We start from the raw sequence: 19,623 nt of genomic DNA on the forward strand, positions 1-19,623 counted from the left end.
CAAATGCCCGTGATCTCGACGTCGGCCCTGCGCCGGACCGCGTTCGGCGCAGCCGGAGCCGCGGCTGCCGGAGTCGGCTACGCCTCACTGATCGAACGCAATGCCTTCGTTCTCCGCGAAGCCACCATGCCGGTACTGCGGCCGGGTTCCGCCCCGCTGCGGATATTGCATATCAGCGATCTGCACATGACCCCCGGGCAGAAGCTCAAACAGCAGTGGTTGCGGGAGCTCGACCGCCTGGAACCGGACCTGGTGATCAACACCGGTGACAATCTGTCCCACCAGAAGGCAGTACCGGCGGTGGTGCAGTCGCTCGGCCCGCTGTTGTCGCGCCCCGGTCTGTTCGTATTCGGCAGCAACGACTATTTCGCGCCGGTGCCGAAGAACCCGCTGAAGTACTTCGACAAGAATCACAAGCGGGTGCACGGCGCTCCGCTGCCGTGGAAGGATCTGCGCGCCGCGTTCACCGAACGCGGCTGGCTGGATCTCACCCATATCCGCCGCGATATCGAGGTGGGCGGTACCCGGATCGCGAGTGCGGGCGTCGACGACCCGCATATGCAGCGCGACCGCTACGACACCATTGCCGGCGCCCCCAATCCACTGGCCGATCTGCGGCTCGGTCTCACCCATTCGCCGGAGCCGCGGGTCCTGGACCGCTTCGCCGAGGACGGCTACGACCTGGTCCTCGCGGGTCATACGCACGGCGGCCAGCTGTGCCTGCCCGGTTACGGCGCCCTGGTGACCAACTGCGATATCGACCGCTCCCGGGTGAAGGGTCCGTCCAAATGGGGCGCCCACACCCGGCTGCACGTATCCGCCGGTATCGGCACCTCACCGTGGGCGCCCTACCGTTTCTGCTGCCGCCCGGAAGCGACTCTGCTCACCCTGGTGGCAGTGCCGCCGAAGAAGCCGGCCACCGATTCCGGCCACGTCTCGACCTCACAGGCAGTGGCCGGATAGGTCCTCCTACCCCGGAAAACCGGCCTCGAGCTGCCGGTTTCTTTTCCGGACCGGACCTGGGGTAAGCTACCTCAGGTCCGCTTCACGGGGTGTGGCGCAGCTTGGTAGCGCGCTTCGTTCGGGACGAAGAGGTCGTGGGTTCAAATCCCGCCACCCCGACTCGTGTGGTCGAGACACGATTGACCCCTGATCAGTTCTTCTGGTCAGGGGTTTTCTCGTGTCCGGGCTCATTTCCCCCGGTCAGTGCGGATAGCGCCGCGGCGAGTTCCGCCCCGGTGGGCAGGGCGCCTTCCGGATGGCTCATCCATTGCATGACCAATCCGTTGAGCAGGATCATGTAGAGCCCGCCGAGGGCGCGGGCGTGGGCCGGGTCCAGATCCGCATGGATTTCGGCCAGCGTGGTCGCGATTTCGGTGGCCCCGGTTTCGCTCAGCTCCCCCATACGTACTTGTTCGCTGGGTGTCCGATGGACCCTGACCAAGTTCTCCACACTCGCTACCAGGACTTCCCGGTTGCGCTCGAACAACTCGGCAATACCCTCCCAGACCTGCGGAAACGCGGTGGCGGGCGACTGCCCCGCGGTGGCGCGGATCCGGCGTTCGAGGTCGTCGCCGATCTCCCGGCCGGTCTCGTCGGTGAAGGCTTCGGTGAGGAGCCGGTCCTTGGATCCGAAGTGGTAGCCGATGGCGGCGAGACTCACACCCGCTTCGGTGGCGATATCCCGGGCTGTGGTCGCGGCGAATCCGCGCTCGTAGATGCAGGTGCGCGCGGCAGCCAGCAGGTCCTCCTTGTTTCCCATGAGAACACCCTAACCGTTCGTCTTAGACATTTGTTCTAGACAACTGTTCTACGCTTGTGTTAGACATTTGTCTAAGACATTCGAACAAACAACTCAGCGAGGAACCGATGACCACACGCTCCCGTGCCGCTACCCCCAGAGTGCTGATCTCCGGCGGCGGAATCGCCGGCAACGCCGTCGCCCTGCAACTGTCCCGAGCCGGCATCCGGCCGACCGTGATCGAACGCGCCCCCGCTCCCCGCCCCGGCGGGCAGGCCGTCGACCTGCGCGGGCCCAGCCGGACCGTCGCCGAGCAGATGGGCCTGATGCCCGGGATCCACCGGCATCGGCTCGACGAACGCGGCATGCTGCATGTCGATACCGCAGGACGAGAGATAGTCCGTATGCCCGCGGATCTCTTCGGCGGCAACGGCGCGGTCGCCGAAATCGAGATAACCCGCGGCGATCTGAACCAGGTTCTGCTGGACGCGATCTCCGATGCCGCCGCCGCTCCCGGTAATCCAGGCGTCGACTACCGGTACGGGGAATGGATTCGCGACCTGCGCGAACACAGCGACGGCGTCCGGGTGGACTTCGCCTCGGGCGCCACCGCGGAATTCGACCTGGTGATCGGCGCCGATGGCCTGCACTCGGCGACCCGCCGGCTGGCATTCGGACCGGAAGACCAGTTCAGCACCTACCTCGGCGCCTACACGTCCTACTTCACCATGCCGACCCCGGCCGGAATCGAACCGCACTGGATGACCATGTATTCGATGCCCGGCGGAATCGTGGCCGGGCTGCGTCCCGATGCCGATCCGGCCACGGCCAAGGCGATGGTCATCATCCGGACCGATCCGGCCCCGGCGCTCCGGCGCAATATCGCGGCCCAGCAGGAACTCATCCGCGCAAACCTCGCCGGCGGCGGCTGGCAGACCGCAGCCATCCTCGACGCGATGGACCGGGCCGAGGATTTCTATTTCGACGAGATCGCGCGGATCACGATGCCGCACTGGACCACCGGACGGGTGGCGCTGGTCGGCGACGCCGGCTACTGCGGGTCGCCGCTGAGCGGCCAGGGCACGGCGATGGCGCTGGTGGGCGCGTACGTACTGGCCGGGGAGATCGCCCGCACCCCATACGAACCCGCCGCCGCCCTCACCCGCTACACCGAAACCCTGCGGCCGTTCGTCGAAACCGCGCAGCAGTTGCCGCCGGGCGGAGTGAAAGGAATGGCCCCGCGGACCAAAACCGGCATCCGGGCCGCCCACGCCTTCGCCCGCCTCGCGACCTCACGGGTGATGCAGCCGCTGATGACCCGCATGCTGTCGGAGACCGAGAGCTACACCCTCCCGGAATACCCGGCGGCGCAACCGGTACCCGACTGATCTCCCCGCCCGCCTCGGGTTGCCCGAACCGGCCTCATGCGGCAGCCGCCCCGGTGCACCGCGTATCAGCGCACACCGTGCGCCGGTGACGAACCGCAGTGCACCGCCGCCCCGCGATCCCACACTCACCGAACGACCGCCCGCGGGCCGGGCCTCACATTGCGGCGTATGCGCATACCCCGTGCCGTGTCGACAGCGGCCCGGGTGGCGCACCGCCGGCCGACCGCTACGCGCAGGCCACCATGTCCGCGATCTGCACCGGCACCGCAAAATGGTGTGTTCGGTGCAGCCACGGACGAGCGAAGTCATAGCGTCCGGATCTGGTGGACTCGTTCACCCAGCACCTCATCCGTACCCGCGACACCGACCTCGCCACCGGTGAACACGCCGATGTTTGTCGACACCGCCGAACTTCCAGGGCTTTGTAGCGCGGACTGCACCGGCGGCTCGGCACCGACCTTGCGCAGGTGCGAACTACCGGTTCGTGCGATGTGAGTCGGTGTCCGAGACTTTCCCGTGGACGACGCCGCACGTGTGTTGCACCAGGTAGGCCGCGAGGTTCTCGGACCGGCTCGTGCCGCGCTTTTCACCTGGTGGGACGTCACCTCACCGGTGTTGCCCGCGAGCCCGGCCGCGCGCGGCCGGGATGCGAGGCCCGGTGGCACGGCGGGCGCCGAAAGCGACGGGACGGGCGGGGCGTTTCGCACCGCGACCCATCCGCACCGAGAGCGCTCCGCCGACCAGCAGCATCCGCATCATGCGTTCGGCGGCATCGGTGAGCAGTCGTTCGGCATCCGCCACCGCCTCGGCGAGGGCCATGGGCACCGGGATGATCGAGGCGATCGCGCCGATGCCGACCTCGTGGACCGACGGCGCGCCCTCCCCCAGCGAACCGGCCAGCGCGACCACCGGCACCCCCTGCGCACGGGACCTACGGGCGATTTCGGCCGGCACCTTGCCGTGTGGGGTCTGCAGGTCGATCGCGCCTTCCGCGGTGATCACCAGGTCCGCCAGGCCGATCCGGCGGTCCAGGTCCGCCCCGGTGAGGCCGGAGTCCAGCAGTGCGTCGAATCGGGAGCGCAGCGTCGCGCCCGCTCCGGCGGCCAGCCCCGCGCCGAGTCCACCGGATGCGCCGGTCACCGGTCCGGTGCGCAGATCGCCGGATGCACGGCCGTCTCGTTCGAGTATCGCCGCCCAGTTGTCCAGCGCGAGCGACAGCGCTTCGACCTGCGCGGGTGTGGCTCCTTTCTGCGGTCCGAACACGCGCGCGACACCGCGGGGTCCGCAGAGCAGGTTGTGCGGATTACCCGCCACCACGATTTCGGCGCGGGACAGCCCGGGGTGCAGGCCGGACAGGTCGAGCCGAGCGGCGCGCGCGAGTCCATAACCACCGCTGCCTATTTCGCGGCCGGATCGGTCCAGGATCCGCGCGCCCAGCGCTTGTAGCGCACCGGCGCCGCCGTCGCAGGTGCCGGAATCGCCGCAGCCCACCACGATCCGCTCCGCGTCCGAATCCAGAGCCGCGGCGATGAGCTGCCCGACCCCGGTGGTCGTGGTGGCGCCGGGATCTCGGCGGTCGCGCGGTACCTGCCGCAGTCCCGCGGCGGCGGCCACTTCGACCACGGCTGTCTTCGCTGCCGGGAACCCGAGCCGGGCCCACTGGGCGCGCACCGGGATGTTCACCGGCCCGGTGACGTCGAGGTGATGCAGTGTGCCGCCGGTCGCGGTGGCGAGCATGGCGGCGGTGCCTTCGCCACCGTCGGCGATCGGGGCGAGATCGACGTGCACACCGGGCAGCACCCGGCGCAGACCCGCGGCGATGGCATGCGCCACGGATTCTGCCCCGAGACTTTCTTTGAATCCGCTGGGTGCCACGAGGATGCGCTGCGGAACGGTTACCGACATGGTGGTGCCTTTCGAGAGAGCCGACCACTCGGGTCAGGGGGTGGGACTCATACCCAGCTGCGGCCAGACCCAGACCGCGAACGCGAGGAGTAACGCCACCGACAACGGGGCGAGGACAGCGGAGTAACGCAGTAGGTGTTCGGGCCGGTACCCCGGGACCGTGTCGGATGCGGCGAAAACGGCCATCGGTTTCGCCGAGCTGGTCATGGTGTGGCAGAACCCCGCTGCCGCCGTCGACAGGAAGGCCGCCGCGGCCGCATCCACGCCCACCGCCGGGGCGGTGGCGACGATGATCGGCACGAGCACGGCCGAACGGGCCGATCGTGACTGGATCATCAAGTGGGCGAGCAGGGATACCACCACGGTCAGCACCAGGAAGACCGGGCCGGCCGCAGCCCCCAGCGAACGCACCGGATCGAACACGAGTCCGGCGAGCCAGGCCGACGCACCGGTGGTCGTGAGGGCGATACCCAGGCACAGGGTGGCGGCCATGAACAACAGCAGAGTCCACGGGATCGTTTTCGCGGCGGCGGGCAGCGTGGTCCCACCTATCCGCGGCGCCGTCGCGAGCAGGGCGCCGAGTACGGCGACCACTGCCGGGTCCACACCGTGCAGCGCCTCGGTGCACCACAGCACCACAACGGCCGCGAGCACCCCGAGTACCCGGCGTTGAGGTGCGGACAGCGGACCCCGCACGTCGGCGCCCGCGGATTCGGCGAAGGCGGTTGCGGGCACGGTGAGCGGTGTGCGGCGCTCGGCGCGGTCGGCGAACAGGGCGAGCGCGATCTCCGCGGCCAGATGTGACCACACCACCGCGAGCGGGAGACCGAGGATCAGCCACTGCACGAAGTGGTAGCCCTCACCGGTGGCAGTCGCGACGATCTCGCTGGTGATGAGATGTGCGCCCGCTCCGAGAAGCGATCCCACCGCGGAGAACAAGATGACCGAAGGGATCCCCACCGCGAGCGCCAGCACCAGCTGGGGCCGATGTCGCAGCACGGTGGCGAGGGCCAGGAAAACCGGGAGCGCGAGCGCGGCGCGACCGGAGGTCGCCGGAATCGCGAACGTGGTCACCAGCAGGACGGCGGTGAGCAGGTGCATCAGCTGCCGCGGGGTCCGGGCGAGGGTGAGAACCCGTGCGGCGATCCGCGCCGACAACCCGGTCGCGGTGACCGCGGCCGCGATCACGAACGACCCCACCAACAGCCAGATCACCGAATCGCCGAGAGTTCCGGTGAACGTCTCGGTATCGATCGGTCCGGTGACGACGAGTGCCACCGCCGCACCGAGGGCGACATAGGTGTCGGGTACCGGCGCGAAAACCCACATCCAGATGGCGGCCACGAACACCACGAGCGTGATCAGGGCGTCGTGGCCGAGGTCACCGGTTGCCGCGGCGGCGAGAAAGCCCAGGCACACAAGGATTCCCGCAATCGCCGCCAGCAGCGGCGCCCACGCGGGCCGGCGTGCGGGTGAACCGGCCGACGGGCGCCGGCGCGGTACGGTCCGGAATTCGGTCGCTTCGACGTGCTCCCCGCCGTGCACGACCGGGCTTCCTGCCACGCCGCTACGCGACGTCTCGGTGGGTTCCTGCTTCACCGGCCACCGCCGGAACGAATCCTGGTCCGCCACGGCCGCCACCGGCGTTCGACCGCTCCGTCGGTCCGGCGGCGAGGGCGCCGGACCACATTGAGCCGTGTACTGGAATATGCCACCCCGGCCCGGAACGTCCGGGTTTGCACTGTACGTTTCGCCGTCACGAGAGCCGGTATCCCATTCCGCGCACCGTCTGCAGGCGCTGGGCACCGATCTTGCCGCGCAGCGCCCGAACGTAGACGTCGACCACGTTGGAGGCGGGGTCGAAATCGTAACCCCATACCTGCCCGAGGATCTGCTCTCGGCTCAGCACCTGGTCGGGATGCCGCAGGAACACCTCGAGCAGGCCGAATTCGCGGGCGGTGAGATCCACGGTCCGGCCGTCGACATGTACGCGCCGGGCGCGTAGGTCGAGGCCGATACCGTTGTAGGACAAAGAAGCCGACGGCGCGCCCGCGGTCGTATCGTCCTGGAGACGCAACCGTACCCGCGCGAGGAGTTCGGCGAATTGGAACGGTTTGGTCATGTAGTCGTTGGCGCCGCCCTCCAGCCCGGCGACCGTATCGTCGACACTGTCGCGGGCGGTGAGCACCACCACCGGGGTCCGCACGCCCTCCCCGCGTAACCGGCGCAGCACGGTGAATCCGTCCATGGAGGGCAGTCCGATATCGAGGATCACCATGTCGAAGGCGCCGGAACGGGCCATCAGCAACGCGGTTTCGCCGTCGCCGACATGCTCGGTGGTGTATCCGGCGGCCCGCAGGCCTTTACCGACGAACGACACGATGTGCACATCGTCCTCGGCGATCAGGATCCGGCTCACTTCTACCCCTTGCGTTCGTTCGGATCGGCGGTGTCGCGGTGTGCGGGGTAAACCGGGTCGGCCGGCAGGTCGAGACCGAATGTGGCGCCGTCGCCGGGCACACTGCGCACCCAGGCCGACCCGTGGTGCGCGTCGGCGATGGCGCGCACGATGGCGAGGCCGAGACCCGCGCCGGACCGCCGATCTGCCCCGGAACTATCGGCCGGACGGCCCCGCCGGAACCGCTCGAAGATCACCGGCGCGTCTTCCGGCGCGACTCCCGGCCCCTGATCCGATATCCACAACGACAGGGTGCGATCCGGTTCGGTCCCGGTGAACCGGGATCCCAGCTGCACGGTCGTCCCGTCCGCCGAATGCGCGACCGCGTTCGCCGCGAGCTGCAACATCGCCTGGGTGACCCGCTGCGAGTCGATCCACGCGGTGCCTTCGGCCACCTCCATCAGATGCCAGCGCCGCTCCCCGAGCGGTTGCACCTTGGATTCGATATCCAGCATGGTCTGCGCGATATCGACCGGGCGGCGGACCACGAAATCCGGCTGTTCGGCCTTGGCCAGCATCAGCAGATCGGAGACCAGCCGTCCCATCCGGTTCAGTTCGGAATCGACGAGGGCGAGCGTGCGTCGCCGTTCTTCGGGATCCTCGGAGAGCAGTTCGAGATGCCCCCGGACCACCGTGATCGGCGTGCGCAGTTCGTGGCCCGCGTCGTCGACGAACTGCCGCTGGGTCGTATAGGCGTGTTCGAGACGGTCGAGCATATCGTTGAAGGTCTCCGCCAGCGCCGCGATATCGTCGCGCCCCTCCACCGGCACACGGGCGGTGAGATCGGTTTCACCGATATCGGCGGCCACCGCCCGCACGGTGCGCACCGGCAGCAGGATGCGTCCGGCCACGAGATAGGCGACCCCGGTGGTCAACGCCAGCCCGGCCAGCGATACCGCGGCGATGGTGCGCATCGTCCGGTCCACACCCGCGCGCCCGACCTCGGTGAACACGGCCACCACGAACGATCCCCGATCGGCCCCCGATTCGACGTCTACTCGGCCCCACCGCATCTCCCCGGCCGGGGAGTCGACCACCCCTGAGGTCCGGCCCGCCGCCGCTGTCGCGGTGAACAGGCCCGGATCTCCGGCCACCGGTGCGGGCAGGTCGCCCCGGATACCACCGAGCTGCCTACCGTCCACGACCCCCACCATCACCTCGCCCTCGATCGGCGACTGCCGCAGCAGATAGGTCTCGAGCAGTCTTTCCACCGAGGTGAACGGCTGCGTGGTGGTCGGGTCCACCCCCTCGGCGGCGAAGGTCCGGAATTCGTCGGCTTCCTGCGCGATATCGGCGTTCGCCCGGGTGTTCACATCGCGCAGCAGCAGGTTGCGGGCGGTTACCAGCACCACGACCAGCAGCAGGAAGGTCGTGAGCATGATCCATGCGGTGATCTTCCAGCGGGCCGGCAACCGGGAGCCGCGCCGCCGGAGTATCCGCGAGCCGGCCACTGCCGGGCGGTGATCGTCGGCGTCGGGTCCGTGCGCTGGTTGCCGCAGGGTCGGCTCCGTGGTGTCGGCGAGACGTGCGGGGTCGAGATCAATCATCGTCGCCGGACGGCCCATCCGTGCCGGGCTGGTCATCCGCGTCGTCGTCGAATCCGTCGTCGGCATCGTCATCGCCCTGTTGCGGTACTGGTGCCGGAGCAGCCGGTCCGGGAGCCATAGGCGCCGGAGGTACCGGACCCGGGACAGGCGCCACCGGCGCGGGAGCGGGATCCGGGGGTTCCGGTGCGGGAGCCGTGCCGTCCGGAGCCGGCGGCGCGCCGCCGGAACCCGGCCCCGGTGGCGGTACCGCGCCCTCCGGCGCATCCGGGGCCTGGCGGCCCGGAACCGGACCGGCCGGCGACTCCGGTCCGTCCGGCGCCACACTCACCGACACGGAAGACGGATCGAGCTCCGGTTCCGGCGAACGGGTCAGGGCAAAGCTCACCAGCACCACGGCGGCGGCGCCCGCGAGAACGAGGGCGGCGGCGAAAGAACGAGAACCGGACATAACAGCCACTATGCCCAACGCTGATGACCCGGCCGTGAGGCGTAGATGAGGATTTCTTCATCACAGACACGAACGACCGGCCGGACGATTCGACCTTGTCTCGTCCGGCCGGCCGTTGTTCGCAGGCGCTGTCTTACCGATTCTCGAACGGTTACCTTTCGCGGTGCCGGACCGGCGGACGACTGTGCGCCCGATCCGCCACTGAGCATCCGGAAGAGCCGTCCGGTGCGACGGCTGCCGACCGGACCGGTCACCCCGCGAGACCGGTCCGATCGACGACGCCTTGCCCGTGGGCCGGTCTGCCACCCCGCGAGACAGACCGACCCACCCGGTCGACCTGCTCCCCAGCTGCGCCGACCGGCCCCGTTCCCCCACGGTGGTCCCGGTTTCCCTCCCCGGTCACCGGACCACCACACCCCCGCGGATCCCCCACGATTCCCCCGGATCCGTACTTTCCGGGATGCGTACCGGGTCCTCCCCAGGCACCGGCTCGCATCCCGCCCCCTCCTTCGGCGGCGTCGCGACTACTGGCGGGAGTCGACGACGCCGGGCTCGGTGCGACCGTCCTCGATCAGGAGTCCGGGCGCATACAGTTCGGTGGTCGGCTGGGTGATCATCTACGGGGTTCCTCTTCGCGGTGTGAGTGCCGGTGTGTTCTCCGGCGTGACTCAACAATGCGGCCCCGCGCTTGGCGCGCCCTTAACGTGAACTTATAACGCTGAGAACACGATCCGTCACAGTGCAATCAAGGTCGTGGAACGGGTTGTGCGGGTGTCCCGCCGGCCGGGTATCTCGGGCATCATGGAGGGCATCCGCTACGACAAGAGTGGGAGTGTCGATGGATACGTTGGTCCTATGGGCGCTGGCCTCGGTGGTCTATTGGTTCGGCCTGCTGTAGCCGCGCCCGTACCGACATCGTGACGGCACGGTACGAGTGCCGCTGGGTGTGACGCCCCTGATCGATCCCGGATCGATCAGGGGCGTCACGTATCTGCGCCGATGCCCCGCCCGGCGGTGTCGGCGCTGCCGGCAGCCCGGCATTAGTGTGTGCCCATGGCGCGTTTCGGTGGGCTCCTGGCGGGGGTCGCAGCGGTAACACTGGTGGTGGGACAGGTTTTCGTGACTCAGGCGCAGGCCGCGCCGGCGCAGGTCGAATGCGCGGTGAACTCCGGACGGGAACCGCAGCGGGCGCAACCCGGGCAGGTGGGCCTGGACGCGCAGCGGCTGACGGACGCACTGACCTTCGCCGGTGGCCGGAATCGATTGAATGTGCAGGTATTCCGGCACAACTGCCTGGTGGGCGAGGGCCCCGCCAACGAGCAGACCGGGCATATCCCGTGGAATGTGTGGAGCGTGACCAAGAGTGTGGTCTCACTGCTCACCGGGATCGCCGCCGACCGTGGTCTGGTCGATATCGCGGCCCCGATCGACCGGTATCTGCCGCCGGGTCTGGGCGATCCGCGACGCCGCGCGATCACGGTCGAGAATCTGCTCACCGAAACATCCGGTATGCGCACCGGCGTGGTGACCGAGGGCATCACGGGAGCTGTCCCCATCGATCCCAACAGCGCTGTTCAGGCGCTGGGCGTACCGCTGGATCACGAACCCGGCACCGTGTTCACCTACAGTCAGCGCACCGTGGACCTGCTCTCCTATGTGGTGGAGCTGGCCGCCGGCGAACCGCTACAGGAGTTCGCACAGCGAGAGTTGTTCACGCCGTTGGGGATCGAACGCGGTGACTGGTATTGGGCGCGGGACCGCAGCGGTCACACCTACGGTTACGCACATCTGCTGATCCCGCCGGACGATCTGGCCAAGCTGGGGCTGCTGGTGGCCAACAACGGCGACTGGGGCGGGCGGCAGGTCGTCTCCGCACAGTATCTGTCCCGCGCGACCAGCCCGTCCCGGGCGAACCCGTGTTACGGCTATCTGTTCTGGCTCGGATCGGCCTGCGCGGAGAATCCGTCGTTCCTGCCACCGGACACCTACGCGATGTCCGGGATGGGGTTGCAGAACGTCTTCGTCGTTCCGAGCCTGGATCTGGTGGTGGTGTGGACCGGCGTTTTCGGCAATATCAGCAAGTACGGTCCGGCCGGGATCATCCAGAACTTCGAGGAATTGCCGCACGAATTCTTCCGGCGACTCATGGCGGCGTTCCAGGAACCCCCGGTGGCCGATCCGGGCCCGTACGTGGAGCCGCCGGTGAAGGCGGACCCGGATGCCTATATCGACACCGATATCCTGCTGGCGGTCTTCGGGATCGGTAATTCGGCGTATCCGGGCTGCGATGTGTTCGCGTGCCTGAGCCAACCATTGGCGGCCCCGTTCACCGACGCGCCGCCGGGGTGTGTGCTGCTGGCCTGCCTCGGGCCGGATCCGCGGACACCGGGAATCCACTGAGCCCGCTGCCTCCCCGGCGCCGGTCGCGCCGGGGAGACGGGCTCGTCGTCACCGATCGGCGAGCAGGACTTCCGCGATCTGGATGGTGTTGAGCGCGGCGCCCTTGCGCAGGTTGTCGCCGGAAATGAACAGCGCCAGACCGCGACCGTCCGGCACACCGGGATCCTGGCGGATACGGCCGACCAGGGATTCGTCCTTACCGGCGGCGGCCAGCGGTGTCGGCACATCGACCAGCTGCACACCGGAGGCCTTCGCCAGGATCTCCTGGGCCCGCTGCACCGACAGCGGATCGGCGAATTCGGCATTGATCGACAGCGAGTGGCCGGTGAACACCGGGACCCGCACGCAGGTGCCGCTCACCAGCAGCTCCGGCAGACCGAGAATCTTGCGGCTCTCGTTGCGCAGCTTCTGGTCCTCGTCGGTTTCGCCGGAACCGTCGTCCACCAGCGAACCCGCGAGCGCCAGCACGTTGAAGGCGATGGGTGCCACGTACTTGTTCGGGGCCGGGAAATCCACGGCGCTGCCGTCGTGGGTGAGTTTCTCGGCATCGTCGATCACCGCGCGGGTCTGTGAGGCGAGTTCCTCGACGCCGGCCAGCCCGCTCCCCGAGACCGCCTGGTAGCTGGACACGATCAGCCGCTGCAACCCGGCCGCGTCGTGCAGCGGTTTGAGCACCGGCATGGCGGCCATCGTGGTGCAGTTCGGGTTGGCGATGATGCCCTTGGTGAGACTGCGGGTCTGTTCCGGGTTGACCTCGCTGACCACCAGCGGGACATCCGGATCCTTACGCCACGCCGACGAATTGTCGATCACCGTGACCCCGGCGGCCGCGAACCGCGGCGCCTGCACACGCGACATGGTCGCGCCCGCGGAGAACAGGGCGATATCCAGGCCGGTGGGGTCGGCGGTTTCGGTGTCCTCCACGACGATCTCGCCGCCGCGCCACGGCAGTTTCTTACCGGCCGACCGGGCCGAGGCGAAGAACCGCAGCTCGTCGGCCGGGAAATCACGTTCTTCCAGGAGTTTGCGCATCACGGCGCCGACCTGCCCGGTCGCGCCGACCACGCCTACACGTACACCCATCGGTTATCGCCCCGTTCCGGCGTGCACGACGGCGACCTCGTCGCCGCCGAGATCGAAGGCGCGGTGCAGCACCTGCACGGCGTCGTCGAGTTCGGTGTCCTTGACCAGTACCGAGATGCGGATCTCGGAGGTCGAGATGAGGTCGATATTGATACCGGCCTCGGCCAGCGCCTCACAGAAGGTGGCGGTGACCCCGGGGTGGCTCTTCATACCGGCGCCGACCAGCGACACCTTACCGATGTGATCGTCGTAGAGCACCTGCGAGAAGCCGATCTCCTCCTGGTGCCCGGCGAGCATCTCCACCGCCCGCTGACCGTCGGAACGGGGCAGGGTGAAGGTGATATCGGTCTTCCCCGTCTCCACCTTGGAGATGTTCTGCAGGACCATATCGATGTTGATCTCGGACTCGGCGACGGCGCGGAACACCTTGGCGGCGTATCCGGGAACGTCCGGTAGCCCGACCACGGTCACCTTGGCCTCGCTGCGGTCGTGCGCGACGCCCGTGAGGATTGCTTGTTCCAAGGGGATGTCCTCCATCGATCCGTATACGTAGGTGCCCGGCTTGTCGGTATAGGACGAGCGCACATGCACGGGCACGTTGTAGCGGCGCGCGTATTCGACGCAGCGCAGCATCAGCACTTTGGACCCGCAGGCCGCCATCTCCAGCATCTCCTCGTAGGAGACCTGCTCGAGCTTCTGCGCGTCGCCCACGATGCGTGGGTCGGCGGTGAAGACTCCGTCCACATCTGTGTAGATCTCGCAGACGTCGGCTTCCAGCGCGGCCGCCAAGGCGACAGCGGTGGTATCCGAACCGCCGCGACCCAGCGTGGTGACGTCCTTGCTGTCCTGGCTCACGCCCTGGAAACCCGCGACGAGCACGATCGTGCCCTCGTCGAGAGCTTCCTGGACGCGGCTGGGCGTCACGTCGATGATCTTGGCCTTACCGTGCACCGATGTGGTGATCACGCCGGCCTGGGAGCCGGTGAACGACCGCGCCTCGGCGCCGAGAGTGTGAATGGCCATGGCCACCAGCGCATTGGAGATGCGTTCACCGGAGGTGAGCAACATATCCATCTCCCGGGCGGGTGGCGCGGGAGCGACCTGTTCGGCCAGGTCGAGCAGTTCGTCGGTGGTGTCGCCCATGGCCGAGCAGACCACGACCACGTCGTGGCCTTGCTTCTTCGTCTCGACGATCCGTTCGGCGACGCGCCGGATCCGGTCGGCCGAGGCGACCGAGGATCCTCCGTACTTCTGGACAACGAGTGCCACGAGGGGTCCTCCAATGTCTGCGAACAGGCGATCAATGCATAAGCGTACCGAGCCCGCTGTGCATGTTCCGGCAGTATCCGCCCTGGCTGTGGAATAACACACAGCCGCGTGACGTCACGTTTACCGGGTCCGGCGCCCGCCCGACGCGCGGGCGCCCGACCACGTCCCGAAGCCGGCCTCAGTCGCGTTCGAACCAGGTGACCTGCGCCCCGTTGCCGAACTCCTTGCGCCGTACGGGGGTGAACGGCGTCGGCCGGAAGGCCCCGCTGATGATCGGGACGCCCGCACCGGCCGATACCGGATAGCTCTTGACGATCAGCTCGTCGATCTCGTCGATCAGCGCCCCAGCGAGTTTGCCGCCCCCGGCGAGCCAGATGTCCTTGCCTTCCGGACCGTCTTCCCGTTTGAGGCGCCGCACGAGTTCGACGGGGTCGGTACGGACGAGTTCGATCTCGGGATCGTCGATCCGCTCGAGCGTGGTCGAGACGACGTACTGCTTCATATGCGGGTAGGGGCTGGCAATGCCGATCTCGAGGGCCGGGTCGTAGGTTCCACGGCCCATGACCAGGGTGTCCCAGCGCTGGTTGGGGGTCGCGACGGGCAGGCCGACGAGTTCCCGGATATGGCGCGGGACCGTTTCCGGATAGCGGGCATTGATCCACTCCATCATGTCGTCGGCGACCGGGTAGAAGTCGATTTCCCCGCCCGGACCGGCGATATAGCCGTCGATGGACGCGCCCACGTAGTAGACCAGCTTTCGCATGAGGTACCGCCTGTCCATAGCACTGTAATTGAAGTGGTTTGAACATAGTACTACGTCTGGAGTGGTGTCAAGAAGCGCGCGCCTCGGCGGCGCAGACATAACGAGCCGATCTGCCATAGCAATCAACGAGGGGTTGTGAGACCCGACACGATCGCCGAATAATGGAAATCATGATGGCGAACGTCGGAGACCGCTTGCATGTGCACGGGCACACCGTCGGGCAAAGTGATCATGAAGGGGAGATCGTCGAAGTACGCGGACCGGAGGGATCACCGCCGTACATCGTGCGTTTCGACGACGGCCACGAGTCCCTGGTCTTCCCCGGACCGGACGCCACGGTCGAACATCCGCACTGAGCCCACCCACCCCGCGAACCAGACCCTGAGCAAACGCCCGTAGTTATTTACGAGCCGCATGCCCACGGGCCGGGCACCTTAATCTCACCGGGCAGCGTGTTGACGATCACGCGCGGGCCGGGAGACAATCGTGGCCTATTCGTAATAACCGGGGGCGCGAGGGACCAGATGCGTACGAAGACCGATATCAGTTTCGACGTCCAAGCCGATCCATCACAGGTAATGGACGCACTGATGGCGGTCGAAATGTTCGCCGAATGGTCACCCGATTTCACCGACGCCAGGGTCGCCACTCGCGACGATGCCGGTCGCCCGCGGCGTGTGTTCGTCCAGGTCGACATCTCGAATACACCCGATATGCAGGTGTGGGAATTCAGCTGGTCGGACCACCGGATGTCATGGGAGGTCGCCGACAGTACCCGTGGGATCAGAGGCGGCGGGTCCTTCGAAGTCACCGGCGACGCGGGCGGTAGCCAGGTACTACTGCACGTCGAACAGCACACCGCGGTCCCACTACCGGGTTTCCTGGCCAAGCGCACGGTCCGCAAGACCTATCAGACGCTGGTGGAGAATTTCACCGATTACGCCGAACAGTTCGGCGAATCCGAGGCCTACGACCTCGTCTGATTCCGCTGCCCGTTGATATGCCGCGCGGTGAGGTGGTGCGGTGTCGGGCCGTAGGCCGCGGGCGCGACCTTGACCCCGGACCGCACTGAATCACGGATCTGGTCGACGTTCTCCCGGATCATGTCCGAGACCAGTTCATCGGTGCGCGGATCGGCCAGCACCTGGAACAGGATGCGGAAAACGGTATCGGCGACCAACCGGATGATCTCGTCGTGGAAGGGGATATAGCGCACCCGGCCGGTCTGCGGATCGTTCTTGATCATCTCGACGATCATCTCGTCGAGTTCGCCGCGGTTCTCCTCGAGCGCGTTCGCGATATTGCGGGTGTAGTGGCCGGTGCGAAGTACCGCGGTGACCTCCTCCATGATCGCGATGGTCATCGGCCGTTTGATGACCTCCACGATCGTGCCCACCGAATGATTGATCACCGCCGCGGTAACCCGGTCACCGAAGACCCGATCGGCTACCCGGGCCAAGCGTACGAGGATCACGACGATCCGCAGCAGCCGGAACGCCCGGAAGAACGGGCTGGTCACCGGGATCATGCCGAGAACTTCGTACCAGTAGACGAACGGAAAGGTCCACGGCCAGCCGGCCCGCCGCCAGCGCCACAGGAACTCGACCGCGAAAACGGCGCAAATCGTGTAGTCCGCGATGACGATGTAGCGGTAGGTATCGGGATCCACCTCGAAGAAGGTGATCCAGCAGACCAGCACCACCGACGCGACGGCCAGTGCCAGCATCACGAAATCGGTCCACAGCGCGGGCGGCTTCCGCGGGAACTCGTCCGGTTCGGCCGTTGCGGCTACGGCCACCGGCCCGGGTCCCGTGGACGACGGTGTTGACACCTACATTCCCTTCGACGCCGAAAAAATCGTAGTCAAGTATTACCCGCTCACCGCCCGCCCGAGCCGCCGAATACGCCGCCGTGCGGGCCGGACACCACTGAGCGGGACGGTACCGGGCGACACGGGATCCTCGGCGCCGCGCAGATTTCTCCCGTGGTCAGCGACCCTCGCGAATGATCGCCTCGATATTGCGCTCGGCCAGCGCGGTGATGGTGAGTGACGGGTTGGCTGTCGCCGTACTGCCGGGAATCGCCGCACCGTCCATCACGTAGAGACCGCGATAGCCGTGCACCCGGCCGTAGGAATCGGTCGCCTTACCGAGCACGGCACCCCCCAGCGGATGGGCCGTGAACAGGGCGTTCGCGTCGTATCCGAGCGCACTGTATTCCGCGAGTGCCCCGGCCCGCTCCGCGATCCGCCGATCCACCGCCAGCGCGGCCGCGGTCACCTCCTCCTGCGCCCGCGTCGGCCAGGACAACCCGACCCCGCCGGTGGCCGGGTCGAAACCGAAGCGAGCCCGGGTGGGATCCAAGACCACGGCGAGCGAGGCCAGCGCTCCCGTCTCGAACGGGATCCCGGGGATATACCAGTTCTCCAGAGTGAGTGCGGTACCGCTGTCGTCGTAGATCCGGCTGGCGCTGGGCACACCCTGCCCGTTCCCGGCGACCGAACTGGCGCCACGGGCCAGCACCACATCGCCGTTGGTGCCCCAGCCGTCGCCGATATGCTCGTTCAGCCGCGGCAGCGCACCGGTCTCCCGGGCGCGGACCAGCAGTTCCGAGGTCCCGATCGAACCCGCACCGAGGAACAACTTGTCGCAGGTGATCGTGCGGGTGCCGACCACCACACCGGTGGGATGGAGTTTGGATACCGTAACCGCGAACCGGCCGCCCGGTTCCTCGGCGATGGCGTCCACCCGGTGCCCCGGGAAGATCCGCGCCTTACCTCCGGCCTGGGCCTCCTTCAGATAGTTCTGATTGAGATCGAATTTGGCGCCGTTGGAATTGCCGAGATTGCTTCGGCCGACCGTCGCCGAGGGCCGGGTGGACCCGTTCAGTTCTCCGCGCAGCACATCCCAGGTGAAGATCGAATCGTTGGGAACGGGCCGGTAGCCGGCCTTCCGGACCTGGTCGTCCCAGGCACGCGAATGGCTGAACGGCGACGAGTGGTAGATATCGGCGGGCATCGGGTCCAGCCGGAGCATGGACCGGACCCGCGGGTAGTAGACGCGCTCCAGTTCCCCGTAGTCGACCACGCCTCCGAAGACATGGTCGAACAGCCGGCGCTCCGGCGCGATCATGGCGCCGGTGAAGATCACCGATCCGCCGCCGACGGCGGCCCCACGCCAGACGTCGATACCCGGAAAGGACGTGCAGTCCAGTACGCCACCGAAATCGGCGAATTGCATCGGCACCTTGGTGACGCCGGTGAAGCTGGTGGTGTGCCAGAAACCGCGGCCGTCGGGCAGATCGTCGCCGGTGAAGATCTCACGCCAGGGGTCGTTGGGCCAGCGTGATCCGCGTTCCAGCACCGTGGTCGCGACCCCGGCCTGGGCCAGCCGGAGCGCGGTGACGGCCGCGCCGAAACCGGAGCCGATGACGATGGCCTCGGTATGTTGCGGCGCGTCGGGTATGGGTTCGAAGATCTCCGGAACCCATTGGGCGAACAGTTCGTGCCAGATCGGCTGTGCCGCGGCCCGCGGCAGGACGGAGCCGGGTTTCGCGACCCCCGATCCCACCGCCCCGACCAGCGCAGCCATCCCCGCGGCCTTGAAAAGGGATCGCCTATCCACCCCTGTACCTCTTTCGTAACGCAACAAGCGCAGGGATGGTACCGATATTCACCGGTATTGAACAGCGGAAGCGGTGAACGCCGGTGGGCCTGAGGCGGATTCGTACTGGTCAGACGAACAACATGCTGGTCAGCCGAATACCAGGCGGATCACCGCAATCGTGCCCACCACCACGATCACCGCGCGCAGCACATTCGGGGACAGCCGCCGCCCCACCCGCGCGCCGATCTGGCCGCCGATGATCGACCCGGCCGCGATCAGCGCGACCACCCGCCAATCGATGTCGGCGACCGCGATGAACACCGCCGCGGCCAATGCGTTCACCAGCAGCGCCAGCACATTCTTCACCGCATTGAGCCGCTGAAGTTCGTCCTGTACGAATACCCCGAGCAGACCCACCAGCAGCACGCCCTGGGCGGCACCGAAATAGCCGCCGTAGATCCCGGTCGCGAAAATCGCGGCCAATAGGATCGGGCCGCCGTGCGCGGGCGTGGCCTCCTTATCGCGCTGCCGTTCGCGCACCCACGCCGAAAGCCGCGGTTGCAGTACCACCAGCACCAGCGCGGCGATGATCAGCACCGGGACGATCGTGGCGAACGCGTCTTCGGGCAGATTGAGCAGCAGCACCGCACCCACCGCGGCCCCCAGCAGCGAAGCCGAGCCGTACCGCAACAGCCGGGCCCGCTGGCCGGCCAGTTCCCGGCGGTAGCCGATAACGCCGCTGAGCGAACCGGGTACGAGACCGACGGTGTTGGAAACATTCGCCGTCACCGGCGGCAGGCCGACGGCGAGCAGCACCGGGAAGGTGATCAGCGTGCCGGACCCCACGACAGCGTTGATTCCGCCCGCGGCGATACCCGCAGCGAAAACGGCCAGCATTTCCAGCCAACTCATGCTCGACCTCTCGACCTCGCCGGAACAGTCCGGTCACTCACACCGCACCCAGGCACGCTAACCGTTGCGGCCCGCGGCAGTAGCGACGGCCCCGCAGACCGCAG

At 67.6% G+C, this 19,623-nt stretch carries 17 protein-coding genes and 1 tRNA gene; 6 read left to right on the forward strand and 12 right to left on the reverse strand.

Annotated elements, in window-relative coordinates:
• Positions 1–3 precede the first annotated feature (3 nt).
• Positions 4–963 carry a metallophosphoesterase gene (locus ACFWPH_RS12340; protein WP_378750235.1) on the forward strand — a complete coding sequence of 320 codons (960 nt, stop codon included), beginning with the start codon at positions 4–6 and terminating at the stop codon, positions 961–963.
• Between the two features lie 85 nt (positions 964–1,048).
• A tRNA-Pro gene (locus ACFWPH_RS12345) sits at positions 1,049–1,122 on the forward strand.
• Between the two features lie 31 nt (positions 1,123–1,153).
• On the opposite strand, the gene ACFWPH_RS12350 is transcribed toward ACFWPH_RS12345, so the two are convergent.
• On the reverse strand, positions 1,154–1,762 hold the full coding sequence (locus ACFWPH_RS12350) for a TetR/AcrR family transcriptional regulator (RefSeq protein WP_378750237.1): 609 nt from the start codon (positions 1,760–1,762) through the stop codon (positions 1,154–1,156).
• Between the two features lie 107 nt (positions 1,763–1,869).
• Between ACFWPH_RS12350 and ACFWPH_RS12355 the strand changes: the two genes are divergently transcribed.
• Positions 1,870–3,129, forward strand: coding sequence for an FAD-dependent monooxygenase (locus tag ACFWPH_RS12355; protein WP_378750239.1), 1,260 nt, complete (start codon positions 1,870–1,872; stop codon positions 3,127–3,129).
• Positions 3,130–3,735: 606 nt separating this feature from the next.
• On the opposite strand, the gene ACFWPH_RS12360 is transcribed toward ACFWPH_RS12355, so the two are convergent.
• The 5 genes from ACFWPH_RS12360 to ACFWPH_RS12380 form a co-directional block, all read right to left on the reverse strand.
• The gene (locus ACFWPH_RS12360) at positions 3,736–5,034 is read right to left on the reverse strand and encodes a glycerate kinase (protein WP_378750241.1); all 1,299 of its coding nucleotides are present in this window, start codon (positions 5,032–5,034) and stop codon (positions 3,736–3,738) included.
• Between the two features lie 33 nt (positions 5,035–5,067).
• Entirely contained in the window at positions 5,068–6,666 is a 1,599-nt protein-coding gene (locus ACFWPH_RS12365) for an SLC13 family permease (RefSeq protein WP_378750243.1), read from the reverse strand.
• Between the two features lie 124 nt (positions 6,667–6,790).
• Complete coding sequence (locus ACFWPH_RS12370; RefSeq protein ID WP_378750245.1) at positions 6,791–7,453, reverse strand: response regulator transcription factor; 663 nt, start codon at positions 7,451–7,453, stop codon at positions 6,791–6,793.
• 2 nt (positions 7,454–7,455) lie between these two features.
• The gene (locus ACFWPH_RS12375; RefSeq protein ID WP_378750715.1) at positions 7,456–8,871 is read right to left on the reverse strand and encodes a sensor histidine kinase; all 1,416 of its coding nucleotides are present in this window, start codon (positions 8,869–8,871) and stop codon (positions 7,456–7,458) included.
• Positions 8,872–9,031: 160 nt separating this feature from the next.
• The gene (locus tag ACFWPH_RS12380; protein ID WP_378750247.1) at positions 9,032–9,487 is read right to left on the reverse strand and encodes a hypothetical protein; all 456 of its coding nucleotides are present in this window, start codon (positions 9,485–9,487) and stop codon (positions 9,032–9,034) included.
• 1,053 nt (positions 9,488–10,540) lie between these two features.
• On the opposite strand from ACFWPH_RS12380, the gene ACFWPH_RS12385 reads away from it, so the two are divergent.
• Positions 10,541–11,887: a serine hydrolase domain-containing protein gene (locus ACFWPH_RS12385; protein ID WP_378750249.1), complete on the forward strand. Its 1,347-nt coding sequence runs from the start codon at positions 10,541–10,543 to the stop codon at positions 11,885–11,887.
• Between the two features lie 48 nt (positions 11,888–11,935).
• Here the strand turns inward: ACFWPH_RS12385 and ACFWPH_RS12390 are convergent, their stop codons facing one another.
• The 3 genes from ACFWPH_RS12390 to ACFWPH_RS12400 all read right to left on the reverse strand — a co-directional run bounded on the left by ACFWPH_RS12390 (position 11,936) and on the right by ACFWPH_RS12400 (position 15,002).
• Positions 11,936–12,970 (reverse strand): aspartate-semialdehyde dehydrogenase, encoded by a 1,035-nt coding sequence (locus ACFWPH_RS12390; RefSeq protein ID WP_378750251.1) that lies wholly within the window; start codon positions 12,968–12,970, stop codon positions 11,936–11,938.
• Positions 12,971–12,973: 3 nt separating this feature from the next.
• Complete coding sequence (locus ACFWPH_RS12395) at positions 12,974–14,239, reverse strand: aspartate kinase (RefSeq protein ID WP_378750253.1); 1,266 nt, start codon at positions 14,237–14,239, stop codon at positions 12,974–12,976.
• Between the two features lie 178 nt (positions 14,240–14,417).
• Entirely contained in the window at positions 14,418–15,002 is a 585-nt protein-coding gene (locus ACFWPH_RS12400; protein ID WP_378750717.1) for a dihydrofolate reductase family protein, read from the reverse strand.
• A 170-nt stretch (positions 15,003–15,172) separates the two neighbouring features.
• Here ACFWPH_RS12400 and ACFWPH_RS12405 point away from each other — a divergent pair, with 170 nt between their 5' ends.
• Both ACFWPH_RS12405 and ACFWPH_RS12410 read left to right on the forward strand, forming a co-directional pair.
• A complete protein-coding gene (locus ACFWPH_RS12405; RefSeq protein WP_033244474.1) occupies positions 15,173–15,358 on the forward strand; it encodes a DUF1918 domain-containing protein in 186 nt (61 codons plus the stop codon).
• Between the two features lie 168 nt (positions 15,359–15,526).
• Positions 15,527–15,985, forward strand: coding sequence for an SRPBCC family protein (locus tag ACFWPH_RS12410; protein ID WP_378750255.1), 459 nt, complete (start codon positions 15,527–15,529; stop codon positions 15,983–15,985).
• Here ACFWPH_RS12410 and ACFWPH_RS12415 read toward each other — a convergent pair.
• From ACFWPH_RS12415 to ACFWPH_RS12425, 3 genes are all read right to left on the reverse strand, one after another.
• On the reverse strand, positions 15,970–16,833 hold the full coding sequence (locus ACFWPH_RS12415; protein ID WP_378750257.1) for an ion transporter: 864 nt from the start codon (positions 16,831–16,833) through the stop codon (positions 15,970–15,972). The genes ACFWPH_RS12410 and ACFWPH_RS12415 overlap by 16 nt on opposite strands.
• Positions 16,834–16,990: 157 nt before the next feature.
• Positions 16,991–18,592, reverse strand: coding sequence for a GMC oxidoreductase (locus ACFWPH_RS12420; RefSeq protein WP_378750719.1), 1,602 nt, complete (start codon positions 18,590–18,592; stop codon positions 16,991–16,993).
• A gap of 162 nt (positions 18,593–18,754) precedes the next feature.
• Positions 18,755–19,519 (reverse strand): sulfite exporter TauE/SafE family protein, encoded by a 765-nt coding sequence (locus ACFWPH_RS12425; RefSeq protein ID WP_378750259.1) that lies wholly within the window; start codon positions 19,517–19,519, stop codon positions 18,755–18,757.
• Positions 19,520–19,623: the final 104 nt, after the last annotated feature.

The organism is Nocardia sp. NPDC058499, assembly GCF_042719915.1.
GTDB lineage: Bacteria > Actinomycetota > Actinomycetes > Mycobacteriales > Mycobacteriaceae > Nocardia.

What these genes read in the sequence shown, in the direction of transcription:
- ACFWPH_RS12405 (WP_033244474.1), top strand. Translation starts at nt 15,173, where the DNA reads ATGATGGCGAACGTCGGAGACCGCTTGCATGTGCACGGGCACACCGTC.
- ACFWPH_RS12360 (WP_378750241.1), bottom strand. Translation starts at nt 5,034, where the DNA reads ATGTCGGTAACCGTTCCGCAGCGCATCCTCGTGGCACCCAGCGGATTC.
- ACFWPH_RS12355 (WP_378750239.1), top strand. Translation starts at nt 1,870, where the DNA reads ATGACCACACGCTCCCGTGCCGCTACCCCCAGAGTGCTGATCTCCGGC.
- ACFWPH_RS12380 (WP_378750247.1), bottom strand. Translation starts at nt 9,487, where the DNA reads ATGTCCGGTTCTCGTTCTTTCGCCGCCGCCCTCGTTCTCGCGGGCGCC.
- ACFWPH_RS12340 (WP_378750235.1), top strand. Translation starts at nt 4, where the DNA reads ATGCCCGTGATCTCGACGTCGGCCCTGCGCCGGACCGCGTTCGGCGCA.
- ACFWPH_RS12420 (WP_378750719.1), bottom strand. Translation starts at nt 18,592, where the DNA reads ATGGCTGCGCTGGTCGGGGCGGTGGGATCGGGGGTCGCGAAACCCGGC.
- ACFWPH_RS12400 (WP_378750717.1), bottom strand. Translation starts at nt 15,002, where the DNA reads ATGCGAAAGCTGGTCTACTACGTGGGCGCGTCCATCGACGGCTATATC.
- ACFWPH_RS12425 (WP_378750259.1), bottom strand. Translation starts at nt 19,519, where the DNA reads ATGAGTTGGCTGGAAATGCTGGCCGTTTTCGCTGCGGGTATCGCCGCG.
- ACFWPH_RS12390 (WP_378750251.1), bottom strand. Translation starts at nt 12,970, where the DNA reads ATGGGTGTACGTGTAGGCGTGGTCGGCGCGACCGGGCAGGTCGGCGCC.
- ACFWPH_RS12385 (WP_378750249.1), top strand. Translation starts at nt 10,541, where the DNA reads ATGGCGCGTTTCGGTGGGCTCCTGGCGGGGGTCGCAGCGGTAACACTG.
- ACFWPH_RS12375 (WP_378750715.1), bottom strand. Translation starts at nt 8,871, where the DNA reads ATGCTCACGACCTTCCTGCTGCTGGTCGTGGTGCTGGTAACCGCCCGC.
- ACFWPH_RS12410 (WP_378750255.1), top strand. Translation starts at nt 15,527, where the DNA reads ATGCGTACGAAGACCGATATCAGTTTCGACGTCCAAGCCGATCCATCA.
- ACFWPH_RS12350 (WP_378750237.1), bottom strand. Translation starts at nt 1,762, where the DNA reads ATGGGAAACAAGGAGGACCTGCTGGCTGCCGCGCGCACCTGCATCTAC.